Here is a 20,872-nt window from a genome sequence, read left to right on the forward strand (position 1 = left end):
CGGCTGGTCGCGGTCCTGCTTCTCCGCTCGCGGGTGCCGCAGTCGCGCCGAATGGACTGGACATTGGTCCTAGCGCTCGCCTCAACGGCAATGACCATCGCCGCGGTGGTTTCGTTGGTATACTTTCATTACTTGGACCGGCCTTGACCATTGGCGGGCTCATCGTCGGCGATGGCGCGCCAGGCCGCGCCATCGAGGTCGTCATATTGTCCGCTCTTGAGTGACCAGAGAAAGCCGAGCAGGCCGGCAAAGCCAAGTGCGAGAGCCAGCGGCACCAAAATGACCAGAACCTCCATCAGAGTGCCTCCCTCGCTCGCGCCCTCAGCGCATTGAGCATCACGATCACCGACGAACCCGACATCGCCGCCGCCGCGATCAGGGGCGTGACCAGGCCGGCGATCGCGATCGGTACTGCCAGGACGTTGTAAACGACGGCAAGCCAGAGATTCTGCCGCATCAGCCGCAGCGCCTTGCGGGACACCTTGACCGCGACCATGACCGGCATAAGCCGCTCACCAAGGAAGACAGAATCGGCAACTGCCTGGCTCATGTGCGTGGCCGTAACAGGCGACATCGAGGCGTGCGCCGCTGCCAAAGCCGGCGCGTCGTTCAAGCCGTCGCCGACCATCAGTACCTTGCAGCCCTGGCGCACCAGCTCCTCGATCCGGTCGATCTTGTCGACCGGAGAGACCTCCGCACGCCATTCATGCACGCCCAGCATCCTTGCCGCATGCCGGACCGCTGGCTCGCGATCCCCGGACACGATCTCGACGACGATGCCCATGCGGGTCAACGCTGCGATCACCTCCGCCGCGTCCGGCCGCAGCCGCTGCCGAACCGCGAAGGCATACCTGCTCTCGCCATGGCTGAACGCGACGACCGAGGCTTCCGGATCCCGGCACAGAATCTCGTTGGCGAGGTCGTCGGCACCGCAGAATGACGGGCGGCCCAGCCGGATCGGACGCCCCTCATGGAAGCCGTGCACGCCCTGGCCCGGTTCCTCCTCAATGTCCGGCAGGGGTGAGGCCGCCCCCGCCTTGCGCGCCACCGCGGCCGCGACCGGATGACGGCTCGAGAGTGCCAGCCGGCCCGCGAGCTTCACGACGTGATCCGGGATGTCCGCAAGGTTGGCGACATCGAGCTCGGGCAGCGTCAAAGTACCCGTTTTGTCGAAGATCACCCGGTCAATCTCGGCGATGCGTTCGATTGCATCGCCGGCGTTGAGCAGCACGCCCGAACTGAACAGCGCCCCGGATGCAACGGTCTGCACGGCCGGAATGGCAAGCCCCAGCGCGCAGGGACAGGTGATGATCAGGACCGCAATCGCCGTCACGATCGAGTCATGAAAACTCGCGCCATAGGCCAGCCAGCCGAGCATCGTGAGCAACGCCGTCGCGTGCACGACCGGGGCATAGAGCCTCGAGGCCCGCTCCGCCAGACGCAGATAGCGCGAGCGCGCCTGCAGCGCGTGATCGAGCAGCCGTGATATTTCGTCGAGCAGCGTGCCGCCCGAGGCTGCCGACGCGCGGACGCGCAACGTGCCGGAACGGATCAGCGTGCCCGCGAACACCGCGCTGCCGGGCGACGCCATCGCCGGCAGGGTTTCGCCCGTGATCAGGCTCTGGTCGACCTCGGAGCGGCCCTCGATCACATTGCCGTCGACCGAACAGCGCTCGCCGGGCCGCAGCAGCACGATGTCGCCTGGCCGGATCGCGGCTGCCGGGACCGTTCTGATCTCGGTCGGACTGATGAACTTCGTCGCGGTCTCCGCCTTGAGGGCAGCCAGGTTGCTGGCAAAGGCGCGAGTGCGCCGCCGCATGTTCTGGTCGAGATAGCGACCGGCGAGCAGGAACGCGATCAGCATGATCGCGGCATCGAAATAGGCATGTTCGGCGTGGTTTACGGTCTCGATCACCGAGGTTGCCAGCGCCAGGATGATGCCGATACTGATCGGAACGTCCATGTTAACGCCGCGCGCTCGCAGGGCTGACAACGCCGACGAGAAGAACGGCTGCGCCGAATAGGCCGCGGCCGGCAGCACGATCAGCGCCGACAGCCAGTGGAAGAAATCACGCTGCTCCGGCAGCATGTCGGAGACGTTGCCGGACCATACCGGGACCGACAGCATCATCACGTTCATGGCGGCAAAGGCCGCGACGCCCAGCCGGCGCAACAGGCCTTGTGCCCGTCGGGCCTCCAGGGTCTCGGCATCATCGCGCTCGAACGGATAGGCCTTGTAGCCGAGCTCCGCGAGCCGACTTACGAACAGCGCCGGTTCAAGAGCACCCGCCTTCCATTCGAGCGCAAGACGGCTGTCCGTTAGGTTCACGCGGGCAGAGGTGACGTCAGGTATGGCCGACAGATTGCGTTCGATCTTGGCCATGCAGCCCGCGCAATTGATGCCCTCGACAGCGAGATCGAGATGGATGAGCCCGGTGCCCGCGCTCTTCAGATAGTGAGAGAAGTCGATATCCGCCTGCATAGGATGCACCTTCAGTTCAGCAGGATTCGGTTCTTCGACAGGAACATGCGGCGGCCATCAGCGTCGCCCTCGATGACGAGGTCCCACTGTCCCGCGGCGACGCCCTCGGCGCGACCGCTATAGCTCCCACCCCCAGCCTCGGCGATCTCGATCGCCCGGTCTGCGCGACGATCGATCGGCCGCTCGAGCCGAGCGAGGAAACTCATTCCCGTCAGCGGCGCTCCGGCGTGGTCGCGCGCCTCGAGTGCAATTGCGGCGCTGCCGTCAGGCCGCCGATCGACATGCGCCTGGACCTGCCAGTCGCGCTCGTTCTGCTGTCTGGCCGCATTGATCTCGCGCTGATAGGCGAGGCTGGCGCTGTAGGCGCTGTCGACCTCGGTGCCCGGAAGAGTCGTGATGGCAAGGCGCATCATGACCATGTTCACGCTGATGACGACGGCGAAGAACGCGATCGTCGTGACCAGGACGAAACGTCCGGTGATGGGTCGCGTGGCTGGACTTGAGGCTGCCATGGTAAAAATTCCGTGATTAGGGAAGGACGAAGTGGTCGGTCGCGGAGGCGACCTCTCCGAGACCGATATCGGTGACGCGGAATGTGACCGGCACCGACTTTTCCGCCCTTTCATCGAACGGCGCCGTCACCAGCACGCGCAGTTCGGTGGTGGTATCGCGCGCAAGAACGATCATCGGCCGATCTGGCGTCACGGAGTCCGCGCCGATGACGTGTAGCTTCGCGTCGGCCGGTCCATCGACATCGATCGCGATCACACGATCAAAGCCGCGCTTGTTGAGGAAGCGGAGCGTGTATCCATTGCGAATCGCGCCGTCGCTGAGACGCACCGCGATCGGGTTGCGGTCGTGCAGCACGTTGACGTCGAGCAAGGTTCGCGACATCAACGCGTAAAGCATCACGGCGCAGACCACGGTGATCAGGCCGGCGTAGACGACGGTACGGGCGCGAACAGGCTTGAAAATCTCCTGCTTGCCGGCGACGCGCCGCTGAACGTTGATGTCGTTGTCGTAGCCGATCAGACCGGTCTTACGGCTGACCTTGGTCATGACGGCGTCACAGGCATCGATGCATAGGCCGCACTGGATGCAGCCGAGCTGCGCGCCATCGCGAATGTCGATCCCGGTCGGGCATACGGCAACGCACTGGTTGCAATCGATGCAATCGCCGGCCTTCTCGCCGAGCGAGCGAATGTCGAACGCCTTCTTCACCGAGCAACGCGGCTCACCACGATCGTATTTGTAGGTGACGTTGAGCGCCCATTCGTCGGTCAGCGCGGCCTGGATCCGCGGCCACGGGCACATATAGACGCAGACCTGCTCACGCATGTAGCCGGCCAGCAGATAGGTCGACGCGGTCAGGATCGCGATCCAGACATAGGCGATCGCCGGCGCCTGAAAAGTCGCCAGATCGCGCACGAGGGTCGGCGCATCGGCGAAATAGAGCACCCAGGCGCCACCTGTCCACCAGGCGATCAGCAACCAGGTCGCGTGCTTCAACGCACGGCGACCGGCTCGCTTTACGGTCATTGGGCCAGCGTCGGCTTTGATCTGCGCGCGGCGGTCACCTTCGACCAGCCGCTCGACCGCATAGAACAGATCGGTCCAGACCGTCTGCGGGCAGAGATAGCCGCACCAGATCCGGCCACCGAGCGCATTCATCAGGAACAGGGCGAGCGCCGCCAGTACCAGAAGGCCGGTGAAATAGTAGATTTCCTGCGGCCAGAGCTCGATGAAGAAGAAATAGAAGCGACGATTTGGGAAATCGATCAGGACCGCCTGGTCGGGCGCGCCGAGACCCCGATGCCAGCGTACGAAGGGCAGCAGATAGTAGACGCCGAGGCAGACGGCCATCAGCCGCCACTTGATCGAGCGGAACCGACCGGAGACGCTCTGCGGGTACACCTTCTTGCGAGGCGCGTAGAGCGGCCCGTCTTCGTCGGTCATGAGTTCATCAGGCGGCACGGGCTTGTTCATGGGTTGCTCGAATGAGGCTCTGGTTGAAACCTACATCTCTGCACCATGTCCGGGTTTGACCTTGGTCAATGATCCCGGACGCCCTCGCGGTGGCGGCTACTTGCCGCCGCCCAACGAGTGCACATAGACCGCCAGCGCCTTGACGGTGACCGGATCCAGACGGCCGACCCAGGCCGGCATCACGCCGGCGCGGCCATTGGTGATGGTCTCGACCAGCGCCTCCTCGTCGGAGCCATAGAGCCAGATCTGGTCGGTCAGGTTCGGCGCGCCGAGTTCCGGATTGCCCTTGCCGTTGTCGCCGTGGCAGCTCGTGCAGTTCTCGGTGAAGAGCTTCTTCCCTGCCGCGGCGTCGAACTTCGGCGCGGTGGAAAGGCCGGAAAGCGAGCGCACATAGTTTGCGACCGTGACGATCTCGTCCTTCTTGAGGACGCCGTCGCGACCGAACGCCAGCATCTGCCCTTCATGGGTCTTTGCGTGTCCCGAGCGTGCGCCGAACTGGATGGTCTGCATGATCTGGTCGAGCGAGCCGCCCCACAGCCAGTCGTCGTCGTTCAGGTTGGGATAGCCCTTCGCGCCCGCGCCGCCGCTGCCGTGGCATGGTGCGCAATTATCGGCGAACACCGTCTTGCCGCGGGCGCGCGCCAACGCCAGCAGGGCCGGATCCTTCTCGATGTCGGCCAGCGACGCGTTGCCGAGCACCGCCATCTTCTCGCCACGCAGCTTCTCAAGATCGGCAAGGTCGGTCGCGACACTGGCGCGGGTGGAATACTGAAACAGACCGGTGGTGTAGCCCGAGACCAGTGGCCAAGCGGGATAGACGACCCAATAGCCGATCGCCCAGATGATCGTGGCATAGAATGTCAGGACCCACCACCGCGGCAGCGGCGTGTTCAGCTCCTTGATGCCGTCCCACTCATGACCGGTCGTGCTGCGGCCGGAAACGCGGTCGATCTCATTGTGCTCGCTCATGATCGGTCAGTCCTCCCGCAGCGGCATCCGGGCTGCAGCATCGAAGAGAGATTTGTTGCGGGGCCACAGCGCGTAGGCGACGATGGCGATGAAGATTCCAACGAAGATGGGCGTCCAGAGCGTGCCGACCAGGCTGGATGCGAAATTCTCGACTTGAACGATCGCTTTCATGCTGGTGCCCTCAGCGCAGATTGGCTTTTTCGTTGTAGAGCTTGAAGTCGACGAGCGTACCCAGCATCTGCAGATAGGCGATCAGCGCGTCGAGCTCGGTCGGATTGCCGGCCTTGCCGTCGAAGTTGCGGACCGCCGCCTTCGGATAGCGCTTCTGGAACGCGTCGGAGCCGGGGCTGTCGGGGTCGACCTGCGCCTTGAGATCGGCGGCCGCGTTGGCGATCTGCTCGTCGGTATAGGGCACGCCGACCGCACGGTTGGTCCGCAGATGAGCCGTGGCGTCGGACGGGTCGAGCTCCGTCCTGGCGAGCGCCGGGTAACCGGGCATCACCGATTGCGGGACGATCGAGCGCGGATTGATCAGGTGCGTGACGTGCCAATCGTCGGAATATTTGCCGCCCACACGTGCCAGATCCGGCCCGGTACGCTTGGAGCCCCACTGGAACGGATGGTCGTACATGCTCTCGGCGGCGAGCGAGTAGTGGCCGTAGCGTTCGACCTCGTCGCGCAGCGGACGGATCATCTGCGAATGACAGAGATAGCAGCCCTCGCGGACATAGATGTTGCGGCCGGCGAGCTCGAGCGGCGTATAGGGCCGCACACCGTCGACCGCCTCGATCGTGCTCTTCAGGTAGAACAGCGGGGTGATCTCGACCAGTCCGCCGATCGCAATGACGACGAGAATGCCGACGATCAGGATGATCGAGTTCTTCTCAAAGATCTTGTGTCGATTCCAGAGAGACATGTCGTGACCTATTCGGCAAGCTGGAGGGCGCCGGCGCCCTCGGTTTCGCTGGCTCGGCCGGCATTGACCGTCATCCAGAGATTGAAGGCCATGATCAGGGCGCCGACCAGGAACAGCGCGCCGCCGGCCGCGCGGATGATGTAGAAGGGATGCATGGCCTCGACGGACTCGATGAAGGAGTATTCGAGGAAGCCGAGCGAGGTGTAGGCGCGCCACATCAGGCCCTGCAGGATTCCCGACACCCACATTGCGGAGATGTAGAGCACGATGCCGATGGTCGAGATCCAGAAGTGCCAGTTGACGAGCTTCAGGCTGTAGAGCTGGCGATTCCAGAGCCACGGGACGAGGCAGTACAGCGCGCCGAACGAGACGAAGCCGACCCAGCCCAGCGCGCCGGAATGCACATGGCCGATGGTCCAGTCAGTGTAGTGGCTCAGCGAATTGACCACCTTGATCGACATCATCGGGCCTTCAAAGGTCGACATGCCGTAGAAGGCGACCGACACCACCATCATGCGCAGGACGGGATCGGTGCGGAGCTTGTCCCAGGCGCCCGACAGCGTCATCAGGCCGTTAATCATGCCACCCCAGGACGGCATCCAGAGCATGATCGAGAAGGTCATGCCGAGCGTCTGCGCCCAGTCCGGCAGCGCCGTGTAATGCAGATGATGCGGGCCGGCCCAGATGTAAAGGAAGATCAGCGCCCAGAAATGGATGATCGACAGCCGGTAGGAATAGACCGGACGCTCCGCCCGCTTCGGAATGAAATAGTACATGATCGCCAGGAAGCCGGCGGTCAGGAAAAAGCCGACCGCATTGTGGCCGTACCACCACTGGAACATGGCATCCTGTACGCCGCCCCAGGCGATGTAGGACTTCGAGCCGAGGAAGGAGACCGGCAACGCGGGATTGTTGCCGAGATGCAGCACCGCAATGGTAATAATGAACGCCAGGTAGAACCAGTTGGCGACGAAGATGTGCGGCTCCTTGCGCTTCACCAACGTCATCAGGAACACGAGCAGATACGTCACCCAGACGATCGTCAGCCAGAAGTCGGCGTACCATTCCGGCTCGGCGTATTCCTTCGACTGGGTCACGCCGAGCAGGTAGCCGGTGCCGGCGATCAGGATGAAGAAGTTGTAGCCGACCACGACGAACCAGGGCGACAGGTCGCCTGCAAGGCGAGTGCGGCAGGTCTTTTGCACGACATAAAACGACGTCGCGATCAGGACGTTGCCGCCGAACGCGAAGATCACGGCCGACGTATGCAGCGGCCGCAGGCGGCCGAATGTCGTCCAGGGCAGATCGAAATTAAGCGCCGGCCAGGCCAGCTGCATGGCGATGATCAGACCCACAGTGAAACCCGCGATGCCCCAGAACATCGCCATGGCGGACGCGAACTTGATCGGGCCAAGGTTGTAATTGGGGCGCCCGCCTATCTCCGCCGGTGGCAATTCTGCGGGACGGTCAAGGTAGCGATTGCCGATCATGACCACGGAGATCAGGCTGGCGGCACAAGCAAGCGACGCGTGAAAACTGAACGCCGCATCGTGCCCCATCGCCGCGCCTAGAAAGCTAACGAAGGCAAAAACCGCAAGTGCCGACGTCAAGCCGGCTTCACCCATCGTCATCGACTTTGAAACGGAAGATGGATTCGTCATGTGGAAGCTTTCTTTGGACGCGGTGACGTCGTGGAGACCATAATCTCGCCGCCAGCTACTTGATCGGCATCAATTCCTGCGCCATGCCGCGCGCTGCTGGCGCCGCGGCTCAGCGCCGTCAGGGTCAGTTCATTTGGACAGTATCGTGCCGGACTGGCCCGCCTTTCCCGCGCGAGATCCGCGGCGCAGCGAGCCTTCTCACGGCACAGACCGCACACTCGCTGCAGATCACGCAACACATCGCAATAGGAAGAAGCTAGCATCTGCTCGGACAGGCCTGCATGCTCGAGACGCTTGCGGAGCAACTCCGGCGAACCTTGCTCGCGAGCAAGGGCACGAAGGTCCGGCGTCGAGAGATTGAGCTCGTGAGCGATCTCGTCGACCTCCCTGGCGGTCAACAGATCGAACTCGTGTCGACGCGCAAGAAATGCCCGCAAGCGGGCCAAAAGACTCTCGAATTGCGGTGAACTGTTGCCAGCTGATCGGTCGCCCATTTCTCACACATCCCTTCTTTCGGCTCCACCTTTAGCCGAAAGACCCGATTGCCGATTTGATCCTGGTCAAGTGCGCGATGTCGCGGCAATCGATCTCGATCGCCACCCAAGATCGTCAGCCGCCCCACGCCGACGGCAAGGTCGGCGGCGTTCGAAGCTCCATGGAATCGGCAAAGATCGTCCAGTCGCGGACACCCTTCTGCCTACAGAAGTCGGCCTCGGCCAGCTGTGCGGCCGCGGAAAGCGAGGCAGCGTCGACCTTGAACACTGCCTGGCAGGCGCGATGTTCGTGGCCGGTGTCGTCGCAAACAGTCTTGATGAAACGAACGTCGAATGATGGCATGGCACCCTCGCATGGGCTGATTCCTTATTGCTGACGCTGCCATCAGTGCGAGGCGCCCGTATTGATCTGTCGCAACGGCTTGCTCTGTATTGCAAGGCGAGCAGAGCTTGAACGATCTCGACCGCGCGAACCACGCGCATTTCGCGACGTGCGGCTCACGTGATCAGGAACGACAACCGGACCGGACGAGGTACCATTTGTGGCGAGATTTCCAGTCTGAGCGAACGATCATCCTGCCGCCTCCTCCGCTTTGGCGGCAGCTGCTCGCTCGTCTTCCGCGGATTGGATATAGAAGCCGGAATAGGTATCAACGTAGCACAGATGATCGTGCACTTCCTTGACGCCGGCAGCATTCTCCGCGGCGACGATCGCCGCCCGCCTCGCCCGCTCGTCCATGATGACCCCACGAAGGTGCACCACGCCGTCGCGCACCGAGACCTGCAGCCCGAGCGGACACCAGTTTGCACCGTCGAGCACCCGCACGATGCGATCGTGGATATGGTTGTCGTCCGCCGTGGGATCCGGGATCTGGTGCGCGATGGATGCAACCGCCCGCAGCAGGTCCGCCCGCGTCACGAGGCCAACGAGGCGCCCGTCGCGCATCACTGGCAGCCGCTTGACGCCCTTCTTCTCCATGAGATCGACCAGATCAGACACGGGCGTTTCTTCCGTCACGGTGACGGGGTCGCACGACATAATCTCTCCGACCTTCCGTCCGCGCTCGTGGACAAAGTCCGCGGCTGCGTAGCCGGAGCCGAGAAGAAACTTAAACCAGCCGTTGCGCCGGCGTTGCGTGCCGATCTCGCTTCGCCGCATAAAGTCGCTCTCGGACAGGATTCCGACCAGTCTTCCAGCCGCGTCGACCACCGGCAGGCCGCTGATATGGTGATCCATCATCATCTTGGCGGCTTCGACAATGGAGGTCTCGGTTCCAACAGTGACGAGATGTCTCGCCATGATCTGATGCGCGCGCATTGCCGCTTTCCTTTCGACATCTACACTAAGCTCACACATGACCGGCTCATTCGTCTTGATCTCGCTCAATGCCCGCACTTGACCGGAATCAAGGCTCCGCGGCCCATGATCGACGATGTTGCTAGTCAGTCAGGAGAACAAATCATGTTGCAGAACCTGCTCGCCTCGATCGGAGCGCTCGCGATCGCTGTCGTGGCCTTCGTCCGGATAATGTTGCAGGCAAAGCGGCCTTCGCTAAGCCAGCCGGCCAGGTCAAACCCTGTCCGGCCCCATCGCCGCCGCCCGTTCTAGGCTGTCGGCGCCGTCTCGACCGTCTTCCCGGAATTTTGACGTGCGTCAATGCGGCACGACGCGTGCCGCCGGAAGATGTTGTTGCGTCAGGATTGTGCAAATGGCAGACCGAAGGGCGTGGCACCCCATTATCTTCTCGTGTCCAACCACCGGTGATCGCGTCCAAGCCCTGCTTCCCGATGAGGCGTCCGAGTCTCTGGCTGACAATCTGTACTCGATCTCCTGCGCCGGCTGTGACGGCATCCACTTCGTCAACTTGCGAACCGACGCGGTCGTCGATCCCAAGCGCAGCTAGGTTGATCGCAAGAACCGGTGCGGGCCGGAAGCTATCGAGTTGACGCATATCAACACGCAAGTGCCGCCCCTATGGGAAGCAAGGCCTCCCCCAACGAAGGATTTTTAGCATGACAGACCAGAGCGAAGTCCGTCCCGCCCCCGACGCCATCCAGAGCTACGCAAAGCGCGCGATGGCCGTCCAGTCGGAATTCTCGGAAAAATTGATCGAGGCGAATCAGCACTGGTTCGAACAGATCCAGATCGAATCGAACGAGGCCTGGGAGCTTTTCCGCAGGTTCAATTCCACCGCCTCGGTGGCCGAGAAGATCACGGCCCTGCAGGACTGGGCCAAGGGCGTCACCGCGCGCAGCGCGAACGACGCGACGTACGCGATCGAGACCGCGCGTTCTCTGGGTACGATCGAGCTGAACCTGTTTGCACGAAAGACCGGCGGTGTCGACGAGGCTACTCAGAAGGCTGCCTGACGTGCCGGCACGCGACGCTCCAGAGCGCCCAGTGGCCGGCGCCGGCGCGACATGGGAGGGGGTCGCGACGGCCCCCTTCGGTCGAGACCTAGAGCTCGCCGTGATCGAGGGCAACGCCATTCACCAGCTCGTCTTTCCTTGTCGCCGCATCCCGGGCGGCTGGGTGAGGGTGGAGACCGCCCAACGCATCGTGGTACAACCCACACATTGGCGAGCCTGGGTCAAATAGGTCATCTGCACAGAGCAGCTAGTGGCTTCGAGCGTCTGAACGTTGTAATATTCGGCGAGTTGAGGGCTTTGCCCGGGGGAATATGTCCGACCACATCTGGTACCGCTATGGCACTGCCGCGGCAGCGGCCGCACTCGTGTTCGCGGTGCGCGCGGGGCTCGATAACTATTTCGAAGACCGGACCTTCACGATCATCTTTGTCCCCGCCGTGCTGTTTGCTGCGCTCGCCGGCGGCCGCGGTCCGGCGATCCTCACCACCCTGCTCTGCCTCGTCATCAGCGCCAAATTCCTCGGCAGGAGCCTGGTCACCGAGCCTGCGAATCTGATCGATATCGCCTGTTTTTCTGTCCTCGGTCCGATCCTTGGCTTTATGGGTGACCGGCTACTGAAGGAGAGCGATCAGGCGCGAAATCGCCAGGCCCATCTGCAATCAATCCTCGACACGGTCCCTGATGCGATGATCGTCATCGACGACCACGGCATTATTCGCTCCTTCAGCGCGGCAGCCGAGCGCCTGTTTGGCTGGAAAGCGGACCAAGTCGTCGGAAAGAACGTTTCGGGCCTGATGCCCCAACCGTATCGCGGCGAGCACGACCGGTATCTCGAGCGTTACCTTACGACCGGCGAGCGGCGCATCATCGGCATTGGCCGCATCGTTGTCGGGGAGCGAAGCGACGGCTCGACGTTTCCGATGGAGCTCGCCGTCGGCGAGGCCAAGGTACGGGGAGAGCGTTTCTTTACCGGCTTTATCCGCGATCTCACTGAGCGCCGTGCGCAGGAACGGCGGCTTCAGGAGCTCCAATCCGAGCTGGTCCACGTCTCGCGGTTGACCGCGATGGGGGAGATGGCGTCCTCAATCGCGCATGAGATCAATCAGCCGCTGTCAGCCATCACGAACTATATGCGCGGTGCGAGGGCGCTGCTGGCGTCGGAGGCACCGGATGCGACCCGCATTCGGGATGCGCTCGAGCGGGCCGCGCAGCAAGCGCTCCGGGCCGGCGACATCATCAAGCGCCTGCGCGAATTCGTCGCCAAGGGCGAGACCCAACAGTCCCTGGAGAGCCCGGCCACCCTGCTTGAAGAGGCAGTCGCACTGGCGCTGCTCGGCGCCAAGGAGCAAGGCGTCCGGGTAGCGATCCGCAGCGATCGGGACATGCCCCCGATCATCGTCGACAAGATCCAGATTCAGCAGGTCGTGCTCAACCTGGTTCGCAATGCGATCGAGGCGATGGCCTCGGGCCCGCGCCGCGAATTGACCGTCGGCGTCTCCAAGACTAACGGTGTTGCGACGTTTTCCATTGCCGATACCGGCCCGGGCATCAGCCCCGATATCGCCGACCGTTTGTTTCAGCCCTTTGTCACGACCAAGGAGCAGGGCATGGGCGTTGGCCTCTCGATCTGCCGGACCATCATCGAGTCCCATGGCGGACGCATCGACGTGATGCCAAACGCTGGTGGCGGCACGGTTTTTCAGTTCATCCTCCCGTTCGCGGAGGACGGAGAAGAAGCATGACTGCGCGGCGCACAATTCTCGTGATCGACGATGATCCCGCGATGCGGGACTCACTGGCCTTCCTTCTCGACGTCAACGGCTTTGCCGTAACGACTTATGAGACGGCAACCGACTTTCTGGATCATCTTGCCGGCAGCAGGGTCGACTGCATCGTATCCGATATCCGCATGCCCGGCATGAGCGGCCTCGAACTGGTCCGCAAGCTCAAGGCGGACGCGGTCGCATGTCCCGTCATTCTGATGACTGGCCATGGAGACGTCGCACTCGCGGTCGAGGCGATGAAGGCAGGTGCGGTTGACTTCATCGAAAAGCCGTTCGAGGACGAGGCGCTCCTGCGTGCAATCGGCGAAGCCTTGCAAACACAGTCGACGGCACCGGCCGACGGTACGGCCAAGAGCGAGGCCGAAGCTCGCCTGGTGGATCTCTCGCCGCGCGAACGTGACGTTCTGCGAGGGCTCGTGGCAGGCAAGATCAACAAGGTGATCGCCCACGACCTTGGCATCAGCCCACGCACGGTCGAGGTTTACCGGGCGAACCTGATGGCCAAGACCAATGTGCGCAGCATGTCGGAATTGATGCGGATCGCGATCGCTGCCGGGCTCTAGCCAAGGGCCGCCGCTCCCGGTGGCATGAGTAATTATACGTAATTTCAATTGGAGGGTGACGGTACGAGAGTGTGCGGATTGCTCGAATCGAGTAGCAGCCAATGCTCTTCAACGCACTCTCCGCGTCGCCTGCGCTCGACCTGCAGGCCTATGCCGACGTCGATCATTTCCGCGAAAGCGAGCGCTATGTGCAGGCTTCGAGCATTCCGCTCACGGCAGCACCGCCTTCCATTCTGCGGGCCAGTCTGTCGTTGCCCTCAGCTACCCTCTCGCTGGTACGAACGTTCCCACGGATTATCAACGGCTACGAGCTGTCCGATCGACTCGTCTTCGTTGTTCCGATGGACCGGGTCGCGTCCGCGCGCCTCAACGGGCAAGCAGTCCGTCATTCGATCATCGTTCTCAAAGGAAGCGCGAACTGTACGGTGTTCGAACCGGAACCCCGGCTGGTTGCCATCCTTTCCATTCCGTCGGATCATCTTGCTCTGAAATGGGCGGAGTTGAGCGCGGGCTACCTGTTGCTTGGGTTACCAGGGGATTCGCTGGCATTTATTCAAACCCTGATACAATCGACCTTGAGGTTCGCGGCTCATCAATCGAAGCCGATCGACGTCCATCAGTTGCTGGCAATACAGGGAACATTATTCTCCGCGCTCGATGAAGAATTTCATCGAGGGGCATTCGAAGGAGGCAAAGCCAACATTGCGGAACGTTACAAGCGGATTATTGATCACATAGACGATGCAATCATGTCGACCCCCGCCTCCAACAAGACGTGCGATGAGCTAGCGAACGAACTCGGAATTTCGGTGCGCACGCTTCATACCGCGGCACAATCGATCTGTGGCGCCGGCATTCATCAATACCGACGGCTGCGTCAACTTTGGCTTGTTCGACAGCATTTGCGCATGGGCTACCCGGGCCTCACAGTCAAGGCGACCGCCCTGGCCCATGGCTTTTGGCACATGGGTGAGTTCTCACGGATGTATCGAGCTGCCTTTGGAGAAGTACCATCCAGGACGCTCATCGAGGCGCAGGGCAAGCCGGCAAGCATACCTTGCAAGTAGAATCGCCCGCCCCCGAGAAGCCGCTCCTAGGCCGCTGCGGCCCGCGCTCGCTCGGCTGAGAGTATCTCGGACAATTCTTGCTCGCTCTCTGCCGTCAGATTCAGACAGATCAACACCGAGCCGCGGTCTATACGCCCCACAACACCGCCAAGCCGGAATGAAAGCCCCTCGATCGTCAGTTCGACTGGCTCGCCTATTGCTGCGTCCGGCAAGGTGCAGTTGATCAAGACCGCGCCCGGCGACAAGTCACGGACCTCGATACGCTTCGTCTCGCTGCGCCATGACAATGCTCCGGACCGTCGAAAGACGACGCGGGAAGACAGTCGGCGATCAACATCCGTCGTCGACGTACGGATAACACGGATGAGTGTCGTGCGCAGTTCGGCCACATTCTCCGCAATGGCCGTCGATCCGTCGTGCATTTCCGATGCTCGTCGACCGGTTTCGACCGCTTCGGCCGATACCGAGGCAATTTGGGAGGCGACCTCGCGAGCCGCGTGTGACGTCTCTTCGACCGTCCTCGAAATATCAGCCGTGACGACATTTTGCTCCTCGACCGCGGCAGAGATTGCGGCTGACACAGATTCAACGCTGCGAATGACGTCACCAATGGTAGTCATGGATGCAACCGAGGCATACGTCGCCTCCTGGATCTCGGCAATCTGCAGCGCGATCTCATTTGTTGCTCGCGCGGTCTGTTCAGCCAGCGACTTCACTTCGGCCGCGACGACCGCGAAACCGCGGCCAGCTGTTCCGGCTCGTGCGGCCTCGATTGTGGCATTCAACGCCAGGAGGTTTGTCTGGCCGGCGATTTCGCTGATCAGGCTCGTCACAGTTCCCACCTTTGACGCAGCTTCCGACAGCTTGGCGATTGTGGCCTGGGCTTGCGTCGATGCCGTGACGGCCTCCAGCGTCAAGGAACGCGACGTCCCCACCTGATCGGCGATCTGCGATATTGACGCGGCCAGCTGCGAGGATGCTTTTGCGACGGTCTGAGCATTTGTAAGGGCCTCTTCGGCAGCCGCAGCGACACTGCTGCTGTTTCTCTCCAGCGTGAGTGCCGTATCTCTCATCATCGAGGCGTTTCTTGCCATCCGGTCCGTACCAGAGGCAACTTCGCCGACGGCAACCTTTGTAGCATTCTCGACATTGGCGGCCATTTGCTGCAACGCTGATGCCCGGGCCTCCTCGGCCGCGCGGCGCCTCTCTTCGTCCTGCCTCGCCTCGTCACGCACCTTTTCAGCGGCCCTGCCCCTGAATTGCTCGATTGAACGCGCCATGTCGCCCAGTTCATCGGGCCGCTCGAGCCCTGGGAGCTTCATGTCGAAATCACCACCGCTCAGCCGGTTGAGGGCGCCCGTCATTGTGACGAGAGCCTTGGATATCCGTCGGGCAAGCAGCAGTGTTACCAGCCCGACGCACAATACGATCGCTGCAGCAATCGTAATGATGCTTCGTACCCGCTCCCAGACCTGCGCCTGGAGATCGTCGACATACAGGCCTGTCCCGATGACCCAGTTCCACGGTTGAAAGCCCACAACAAACGATAGCTTCGGCTGCGGCGTGTCCAGACCCGGCTTTGGCCATTGGTAGTCGACAAACCCCTCGCCTCTTCGCTTCACGATCTCGGCAAATTCGACGAACAACTGCTTGCCGGTCGGATCCCTGACGTCACGCAAATCCTTGCCGTCGAGCTCGGGCTTGATCGGATGCATGACCATCGTGGGACTAAGATCGTTGATCCAGAAGTAATCCCCGTTCCCAAATCTCAGCGCGCCGATTCTGGCTGCTGCATTGCGACGCGCGGCGTCTCCATCCGCTCCCCGGCCGACAGCCGCGTCATGCTCCTCCTGCGCAATGCCAAGAGCCAGTTGAGTAAGGTGTCTCAACTCGCTCTGCCGCTGCCCGCGCAAGGCATCTGCCAGATTGCTTGCCTGGATAGCGGCCAGTCCGGTCAGCCCGCAAAAGCTCAGCCCAATAATTGCGTAGATGCGCTGCGCCAGAGAAATCCCGAAATTCATCGCTTTTCACCAAACAGACTTGTCGCAAACGGTTGCCAGATCTGACTTGCGCAGGGCAAGTCAATATGGGCTCGCCCGAACCGGTACGGACTATTGGACCGCGAGATTTAACTCACGTAAAATCCTCTATCGGAATCCTGCAGCAGAGCTCATTTTTCGCATGGCGACGAGCCGGACGATCTATCGTCAATCCGATGAAATGTTGCGTTCTGGCGGCAGGTGACGCCGCAATGTGGGCCGGCGTCAATCGCCGATCAGCGCTCGCGCATGCTGTCGCGCGGTCGCAAGGCGACCGAGTAGTTGGTCGTGCTGCTGCTGCAGCTTCGTCCTGGCCCTTCCGGCCGGGCACATAGCGACCAAGCCGCTGATCTGGAGCAGTTGCAGTTCGAGCATCAATAGTACTTGACGGACGGACTGGCGAAAGTCCGCTCCGGACGCCACCGCTTCGTAATTCGCCCGGTGCGATTCCGGAAAGTGCACGACGTTTCCCATCACCATGACCCAGTCCAAGTTCGAGAGGAGGAAGCCCAATGGCAAGCAAAGCTCCCTTTCGAACCCATCAACAGCAACGAGATGCGCCTATTCGGCCTTGATCCGGATCAAACGAAGTGATCTGAGGCGGATCAAGATAGCTTCGTCGCACAATGCTTGCTGGGTGAAGTCGACCGAACGAGAAAGGGGCATCGATGGACGAGATCACGCATTTCATTGCTCTGCCCTACGACCGGACCGATGGCGAACTCGTTCCGGGCCAGCAGGCCAAGTGTGCCAGCCCTGCCGCGGCGATTGAGCAGGCCAAGCACTTATGGAAAACGTTCGGCCACGCTGGTGCTGCGGCAGTCGTCCGCACCGGCCATCCGGGTGTGAAAACTACCGTGCTGCGGACATATGGGATGGTGCCAAACGACCTGGAGCAGGAACGGCCTTCTCCTGACTCCCACTAAAAATCAATCTTCGATTTATTGCGCTAGCTCAAATCGTCGCCCACCATAGCATGCTTGAATAGAACTGTTAGGACGACCTCTCCTCCCTGGAGTTGTATCGATATTCAATGCCCGGCTTTTGCCGGGCATCTTTTTGTCGAACACTGCGCCAGATGCGTGAACCAGCGCATAGCCGAGCTCGCCGCCCTGCTGGCGAGCCACAAGCCCGAGGCCCCGCGAAGCCATCGATCTCTTCACATTTCGTGTCGCCGCAGAAGTCGCCGTGATGGCAAATACCCTTGCCGGCCTCGACGGCCTGGTGTTCACCGGCGGCATTGGCGAGCATGCCGCGGACATCCGGCAACGCGTCTGCGATCGCCTCTCCTGGCTCGGCGTCAGCATCGATACGGCAGCAAATGTACAGGGCGAACAACGCATCGCCGCGAAGGGCAGCCCGGTCGACGTACTGGTCATTCCGACCAATGAGGAAGTCAGTATTGCGCGGCACTGCCGCAGCCTGCTGTGCACAGGTCGCTAGTCCGTCGATGCAACCCACATCACGAGCTCTCTTGCGAGAGACCCGAAGGCCCGATCGAATGCGGCTGCCGCCTCGGATGGTGTGAGCGAGTTTATCCCTTCGGATCCCTCAAGAAGTTTGGCGGCCTTTACCCGCCCATTTCGATCGACGATCTTCGCGGACAGGGAGATCGTCGCGCGCGGTTGGGCTCCCTGCACAATTTCGAACCGACGCAGGTCGATCAGCAGGCGCGGCGTACCCTCTACACCGCTGTCGGCCCGCAGTGGCGCATGGTCGACGTCGTAATTCTCGAAGCTCTGCAGCAACCGCGCCTGCACCAGCACCGGGAGACTATCGCCCCACTGCGCACCTTCGAACCCCTGAGTTTCTTCATCCGGCGAGAACAGGAAGCGCTGGGTCTGCATGCGTGCGATCGCGGTCGGCTCCGCCATGACCAGCTGCTCGGGCAGATTGGCATGGCGCTGCGCTCCGAAGTCGTCCACCGCGTGAAGGTCGTACACCACCTTGCGCGGCGCGGGCGCACCACCGCCGGTCATGCGTTCCAGCCCGGCCACAATTCCATCGAGCTTCGGCGTGTTGCGCGCGAGCCCTTCGGCGAACGTGCTGAGATTGTCGATCGTGCTGTGCAGCGGCGCGGCGTTCTCGGATAGCACGGCATCGACCCGGCGTAGTGCATCGCGGGCGGCCTGCGTCATGCTCCGCCCGGCCCCCTTTTCGGCCACCAGCGGTTCACGCGCCGGCGGCGCCTGGGGATCATCGCCGCCTTCCAGCGCGATCACCGGAACACCGGTCAGCCCCTGGAAGTCGAGGCCGACGCGCGTATCGCTATGCACCGGCGTGCGCTCAGCGACCGCAATCGTGGCGTGAACCTCGCGCGGACGGTCCGGGACCAGCGCAAGCGCGGTCACTTCGCCGACGCGGATGCCATTGAAGAGGACGCCCGCCCCGACCAGCAGCCCGGGCACCGGATCGGCGAAAACCAGCTGATATGTCTGCCGTTTCCCGATCCCCCCGACATTGTTCAGCCAGTAAACGAAGCCGAACACGGCGACGATCGCCGATAACACGAATGCACCAACGATGATGTAGGGCGCGCGGATTTCCATATGCGTCTCTCTCTGCCTAATTGCCGAGGCCCAGCTTCTGCGCCCGGGCACCATGAAAGTAGGCCTGGACCCAGGGATGATCGGACTTGAGCACAGATGACAGCCGCCCGATTGCCGCGATCCTGCCGTCGGCGAGCGCGGCGACGCGGTCGCAGATGGCCTGCAGGCTGTTCAGGTCGTGTGTCACCATGAACACGGTGAAGCGCAACGTCCGGTGCAGCGTCCGGATCAGGGCATCGAATTCTCCCGCAGCGATCGGATCGAGACCGGAGGTTGGCTCGTCGAGAAACAGGAGCGAGGGGTCGAGCGCCAGCGCCCGCGCGAGCGCAACCCGCTTGGTCATGCCGCCCGAGAGCTCGGACGGATACTTGTCCCCGTCTTCGCGTTTCAGGCCAACCATCTCGAGCTTCGCGTCCGCAATTTCGTCCAGCAGCCCCGGCGACAGCCGTGCGCGCTCGCGCAGCGGAAACTGGATGTTCTGGCGAGCCGTCAAGGCCGAAAACAGCGCTCCCTGCTGGAACAGCACGCCCCAGCGGCGCTCGTCATCGCTGTCGCCTGCGAAATCGATCTGTCCGCTCCGCTTCGGAAGTAAGCCAACCAATGTCCGCATCAGCACCGACTTTCCGCCGCCGGACGCGCCCACGAGGCCGAGAATTTCGCCGTCGTTCACGTCGAGATCGAGATGATCGAGGATGATCTTCTCGCCGAAACCGACCACGAGGTCGCTAATATGGATCGCTGGCGTGCCGGCCATGGCTACATCCCGATCGAGGCGAAGAAGACCGCGAACAACCCGTCGAGCACGATCACCAGGAAGATCGATTTTACGACCGATGCCGTCGTCTGCTGCCCCAACGACTCCGCGCTGCCCTTGACGCTCAATCCCTCGACGGCCGCGACAAGCCCGATCACGAGCGCCATGAACGGCGCCTTGATGATCCCGACCTCGAAATGAGTGACCGAAACCGCGTCATGGAGGCGTGCAATGAAGATCGCCGGACTCATGCCGCCATAAAGCCACGCGATGAGCCCGCCGCCATAGAGCGCCGCGAGCGAGCCGAGAAAGGCGAGGATCGGCAGCGCCACCACTAGCGCCAGGATTCGTGGCAGGATCAGCACCGCGACAGGATCGAGCCCCATGGTGCTGAGCGCGTCGATCTCCTCGCGCATCTTCATCGCACCGATCTCGGCCGTATAGGCGCTGCCGGATCGTCCGGCCACCATGATGGCCACGATCAGCACGCCAATCTCGCGCAGCACGAGGATGCCAACCATGTCCACGACATAGGATTCCGCGCCAAAGCGGCGGAAATGGAAGATGCCCTGCTGTGCGATGATGGCACCGATCAGGAACGTGATCAGCACCATGATCGGCACCGCCTGCCAGCCCACCCGGCCGAGTTGATAGACGGTCGACGTCAATCGGAACGATCGCGGATGCCTGAAAATGCCGAGCAGCGCTAGGCTGAAGGCGCCGAGCATATGCAGGAATGCCGCCGAATCGGATGCCAGCCGCCTGCTGCCGCGGCCGAGTTGATCAAGCTTCTGCAGCACGGGGTTGACCGGTCTGCGTTCGGCGCGGCCGGAACGGTTCAGCCCCCGCACCTCTTCCAGCAAGTCGCCATATGGACCGTCGGCACCGGTGAGGACTGCTCTGGTCACGCCACTGCGGGCGAGTCTTTCGAGCAGCCAGGCCCCGACGGTATCGAGCGCAGTGACACGCCGTACATCGATCGAGCCGATATCGGTACGCGCGGCGTGCGCGCACAGCCGCTCCAGCTCCTCGACATTGGCAACGTTCCAGGCCCCACATGCGGTGAGCACACGCGGATTGTTCACATTTGCTATCAGGGCCGGGGCATTGAGCAAGATTCTGACTCCAACTTTCGAGTCACCCTAGGATGCTGGAGCCGGCTGTGTTTGACCCAGCGCAATAGACCACATCTTGGCCACCCGGAATGTGCTTGACCCAGATCAACGGCTTGGCAAGCG

The 20,872-nt window shown here is 62.2% G+C and carries 22 protein-coding genes; 6 read left to right on the forward strand and 16 right to left on the reverse strand.

The features are described 5' to 3' along the window. Nucleotides 1-128: 128 nt before the first annotated feature. From ccoS to XI02_RS38090, 11 genes are all read right to left on the reverse strand, one after another. Entirely contained in the window at nucleotides 129-296 is a 168-nt protein-coding gene (ccoS, locus tag XI02_RS38040) for a cbb3-type cytochrome oxidase assembly protein CcoS (protein ID WP_016845472.1), read from the reverse strand. Then, the gene (locus XI02_RS38045; RefSeq protein ID WP_194483274.1) at nucleotides 296-2,482 is read right to left on the reverse strand and encodes a heavy metal translocating P-type ATPase; all 2,187 of its coding nucleotides are present in this window, start codon (nucleotides 2,480-2,482) and stop codon (nucleotides 296-298) included. Before XI02_RS38045 ends, ccoS begins: the two co-directional genes overlap by 1 nt. A gap of 11 nt (nucleotides 2,483-2,493) precedes the next feature. After that, the gene (locus XI02_RS38050; protein WP_194483275.1) at nucleotides 2,494-2,994 is read right to left on the reverse strand and encodes a FixH family protein; all 501 of its coding nucleotides are present in this window, start codon (nucleotides 2,992-2,994) and stop codon (nucleotides 2,494-2,496) included. 16 nt (nucleotides 2,995-3,010) lie between these two features. Next, a complete protein-coding gene (gene ccoG / locus XI02_RS38055; RefSeq protein ID WP_194483276.1) occupies nucleotides 3,011-4,468 on the reverse strand; it encodes a cytochrome c oxidase accessory protein CcoG in 1,458 nt (485 codons plus the stop codon). Nucleotides 4,469-4,564: 96 nt separating this feature from the next. Then, nucleotides 4,565-5,437 carry a cytochrome-c oxidase, cbb3-type subunit III gene (gene ccoP, locus XI02_RS38060; protein WP_069276605.1) on the reverse strand — a complete coding sequence of 291 codons (873 nt, stop codon included), beginning with the start codon at nucleotides 5,435-5,437 and terminating at the stop codon, nucleotides 4,565-4,567. 6 nt (nucleotides 5,438-5,443) lie between these two features. Further along, nucleotides 5,444-5,608, reverse strand: coding sequence for a cbb3-type cytochrome c oxidase subunit 3 (locus tag XI02_RS38065; RefSeq protein WP_018273605.1), 165 nt, complete (start codon nucleotides 5,606-5,608; stop codon nucleotides 5,444-5,446). Between the two features lie 10 nt (nucleotides 5,609-5,618). Further along, the gene (ccoO, locus tag XI02_RS38070; protein ID WP_018273606.1) at nucleotides 5,619-6,353 is read right to left on the reverse strand and encodes a cytochrome-c oxidase, cbb3-type subunit II; all 735 of its coding nucleotides are present in this window, start codon (nucleotides 6,351-6,353) and stop codon (nucleotides 5,619-5,621) included. Nucleotides 6,354-6,361: 8 nt separating this feature from the next. Further along, complete coding sequence (gene ccoN / locus XI02_RS38075; RefSeq protein ID WP_069276606.1) at nucleotides 6,362-8,014, reverse strand: cytochrome-c oxidase, cbb3-type subunit I; 1,653 nt, start codon at nucleotides 8,012-8,014, stop codon at nucleotides 6,362-6,364. Further along, nucleotides 8,011-8,508: a hypothetical protein gene (locus tag XI02_RS38080; protein ID WP_172646817.1), complete on the reverse strand. Its 498-nt coding sequence runs from the start codon at nucleotides 8,506-8,508 to the stop codon at nucleotides 8,011-8,013. Before XI02_RS38080 ends, ccoN begins: the two co-directional genes overlap by 4 nt. A 115-nt stretch (nucleotides 8,509-8,623) precedes the next feature. Next, on the reverse strand, nucleotides 8,624-8,851 hold the full coding sequence (locus XI02_RS38085) for a hypothetical protein (RefSeq protein ID WP_069276607.1): 228 nt from the start codon (nucleotides 8,849-8,851) through the stop codon (nucleotides 8,624-8,626). Between the two features lie 228 nt (nucleotides 8,852-9,079). After that, nucleotides 9,080-9,826 (reverse strand): CBS domain-containing protein, encoded by a 747-nt coding sequence (locus XI02_RS38090; protein WP_172649048.1) that lies wholly within the window; start codon nucleotides 9,824-9,826, stop codon nucleotides 9,080-9,082. Nucleotides 9,827-10,521: 695 nt separating this feature from the next. On the opposite strand from XI02_RS38090, the gene XI02_RS38095 reads away from it, so the two are divergent. From XI02_RS38095 to XI02_RS38110, 4 genes are all read left to right on the forward strand, one after another. Continuing rightward, nucleotides 10,522-10,878: a hypothetical protein gene (locus XI02_RS38095; RefSeq protein ID WP_172646816.1), complete on the forward strand. Its 357-nt coding sequence runs from the start codon at nucleotides 10,522-10,524 to the stop codon at nucleotides 10,876-10,878. Between the two features lie 311 nt (nucleotides 10,879-11,189). Next, nucleotides 11,190-12,620, forward strand: a complete 1,431-nt coding sequence (locus tag XI02_RS38100; RefSeq protein WP_194483277.1) for a PAS domain S-box protein — start codon at nucleotides 11,190-11,192, stop codon at nucleotides 12,618-12,620. Continuing rightward, nucleotides 12,617-13,225 (forward strand): response regulator FixJ, encoded by a 609-nt coding sequence (gene fixJ / locus XI02_RS38105; protein ID WP_018273613.1) that lies wholly within the window; start codon nucleotides 12,617-12,619, stop codon nucleotides 13,223-13,225. The genes XI02_RS38100 and fixJ overlap by 4 nt, the downstream gene beginning before the upstream one ends. 101 nt (nucleotides 13,226-13,326) lie before the next feature. Further along, nucleotides 13,327-14,292, forward strand: coding sequence for a helix-turn-helix domain-containing protein (locus tag XI02_RS38110; RefSeq protein WP_069276611.1), 966 nt, complete (start codon nucleotides 13,327-13,329; stop codon nucleotides 14,290-14,292). 26 nt (nucleotides 14,293-14,318) lie between these two features. Here XI02_RS38110 and XI02_RS38115 read toward each other — a convergent pair whose 3' ends face one another. Both XI02_RS38115 and XI02_RS38120 read right to left on the reverse strand, forming a co-directional pair. Further along, complete coding sequence (locus tag XI02_RS38115; RefSeq protein ID WP_172646814.1) at nucleotides 14,319-16,313, reverse strand: methyl-accepting chemotaxis protein; 1,995 nt, start codon at nucleotides 16,311-16,313, stop codon at nucleotides 14,319-14,321. Between the two features lie 243 nt (nucleotides 16,314-16,556). Further along, nucleotides 16,557-16,850, reverse strand: coding sequence for a hypothetical protein (locus XI02_RS38120; protein WP_172646813.1), 294 nt, complete (start codon nucleotides 16,848-16,850; stop codon nucleotides 16,557-16,559). Nucleotides 16,851-16,999: 149 nt separating this feature from the next. On the opposite strand from XI02_RS38120, the gene XI02_RS38125 reads away from it, so the two are divergent. Both XI02_RS38125 and XI02_RS38130 read left to right on the forward strand, forming a co-directional pair. Then, complete coding sequence (locus XI02_RS38125; protein WP_172646812.1) at nucleotides 17,000-17,257, forward strand: hypothetical protein; 258 nt, start codon at nucleotides 17,000-17,002, stop codon at nucleotides 17,255-17,257. Between the two features lie 223 nt (nucleotides 17,258-17,480). Continuing rightward, on the forward strand, nucleotides 17,481-17,774 hold the full coding sequence (locus XI02_RS38130; RefSeq protein ID WP_244981123.1) for a hypothetical protein: 294 nt from the start codon (nucleotides 17,481-17,483) through the stop codon (nucleotides 17,772-17,774). Here the strand turns inward: XI02_RS38130 and XI02_RS38135 are convergent. Genes XI02_RS38135 through XI02_RS38145 form a run of 3 tightly spaced genes read right to left on the reverse strand, consistent with a single transcriptional unit; the run spans nucleotide 17,771 to nucleotide 20,719 of the window. Beyond that, nucleotides 17,771-18,880, reverse strand: a complete 1,110-nt coding sequence (locus tag XI02_RS38135; RefSeq protein ID WP_172646811.1) for an MlaD family protein — start codon at nucleotides 18,878-18,880, stop codon at nucleotides 17,771-17,773. The two genes, XI02_RS38130 and XI02_RS38135, sit on opposite strands and share 4 nt — an antisense overlap. A gap of 16 nt (nucleotides 18,881-18,896) precedes the next feature. Continuing rightward, nucleotides 18,897-19,634 (reverse strand): ABC transporter ATP-binding protein, encoded by a 738-nt coding sequence (locus XI02_RS38140; RefSeq protein ID WP_172646810.1) that lies wholly within the window; start codon nucleotides 19,632-19,634, stop codon nucleotides 18,897-18,899. A 2-nt stretch (nucleotides 19,635-19,636) separates the two neighbouring features. Next, nucleotides 19,637-20,719: an ABC transporter permease gene (locus tag XI02_RS38145; protein WP_081334562.1), complete on the reverse strand. Its 1,083-nt coding sequence runs from the start codon at nucleotides 20,717-20,719 to the stop codon at nucleotides 19,637-19,639. Between the last annotated feature and the right edge of the window lie 153 nt (nucleotides 20,720-20,872).

Source organism: Bradyrhizobium sp. CCBAU 21365 (assembly GCF_015291305.1).
In the GTDB taxonomy this organism is placed as follows: Bacteria; Pseudomonadota; Alphaproteobacteria; order Rhizobiales; family Xanthobacteraceae; genus Bradyrhizobium; species Bradyrhizobium elkanii.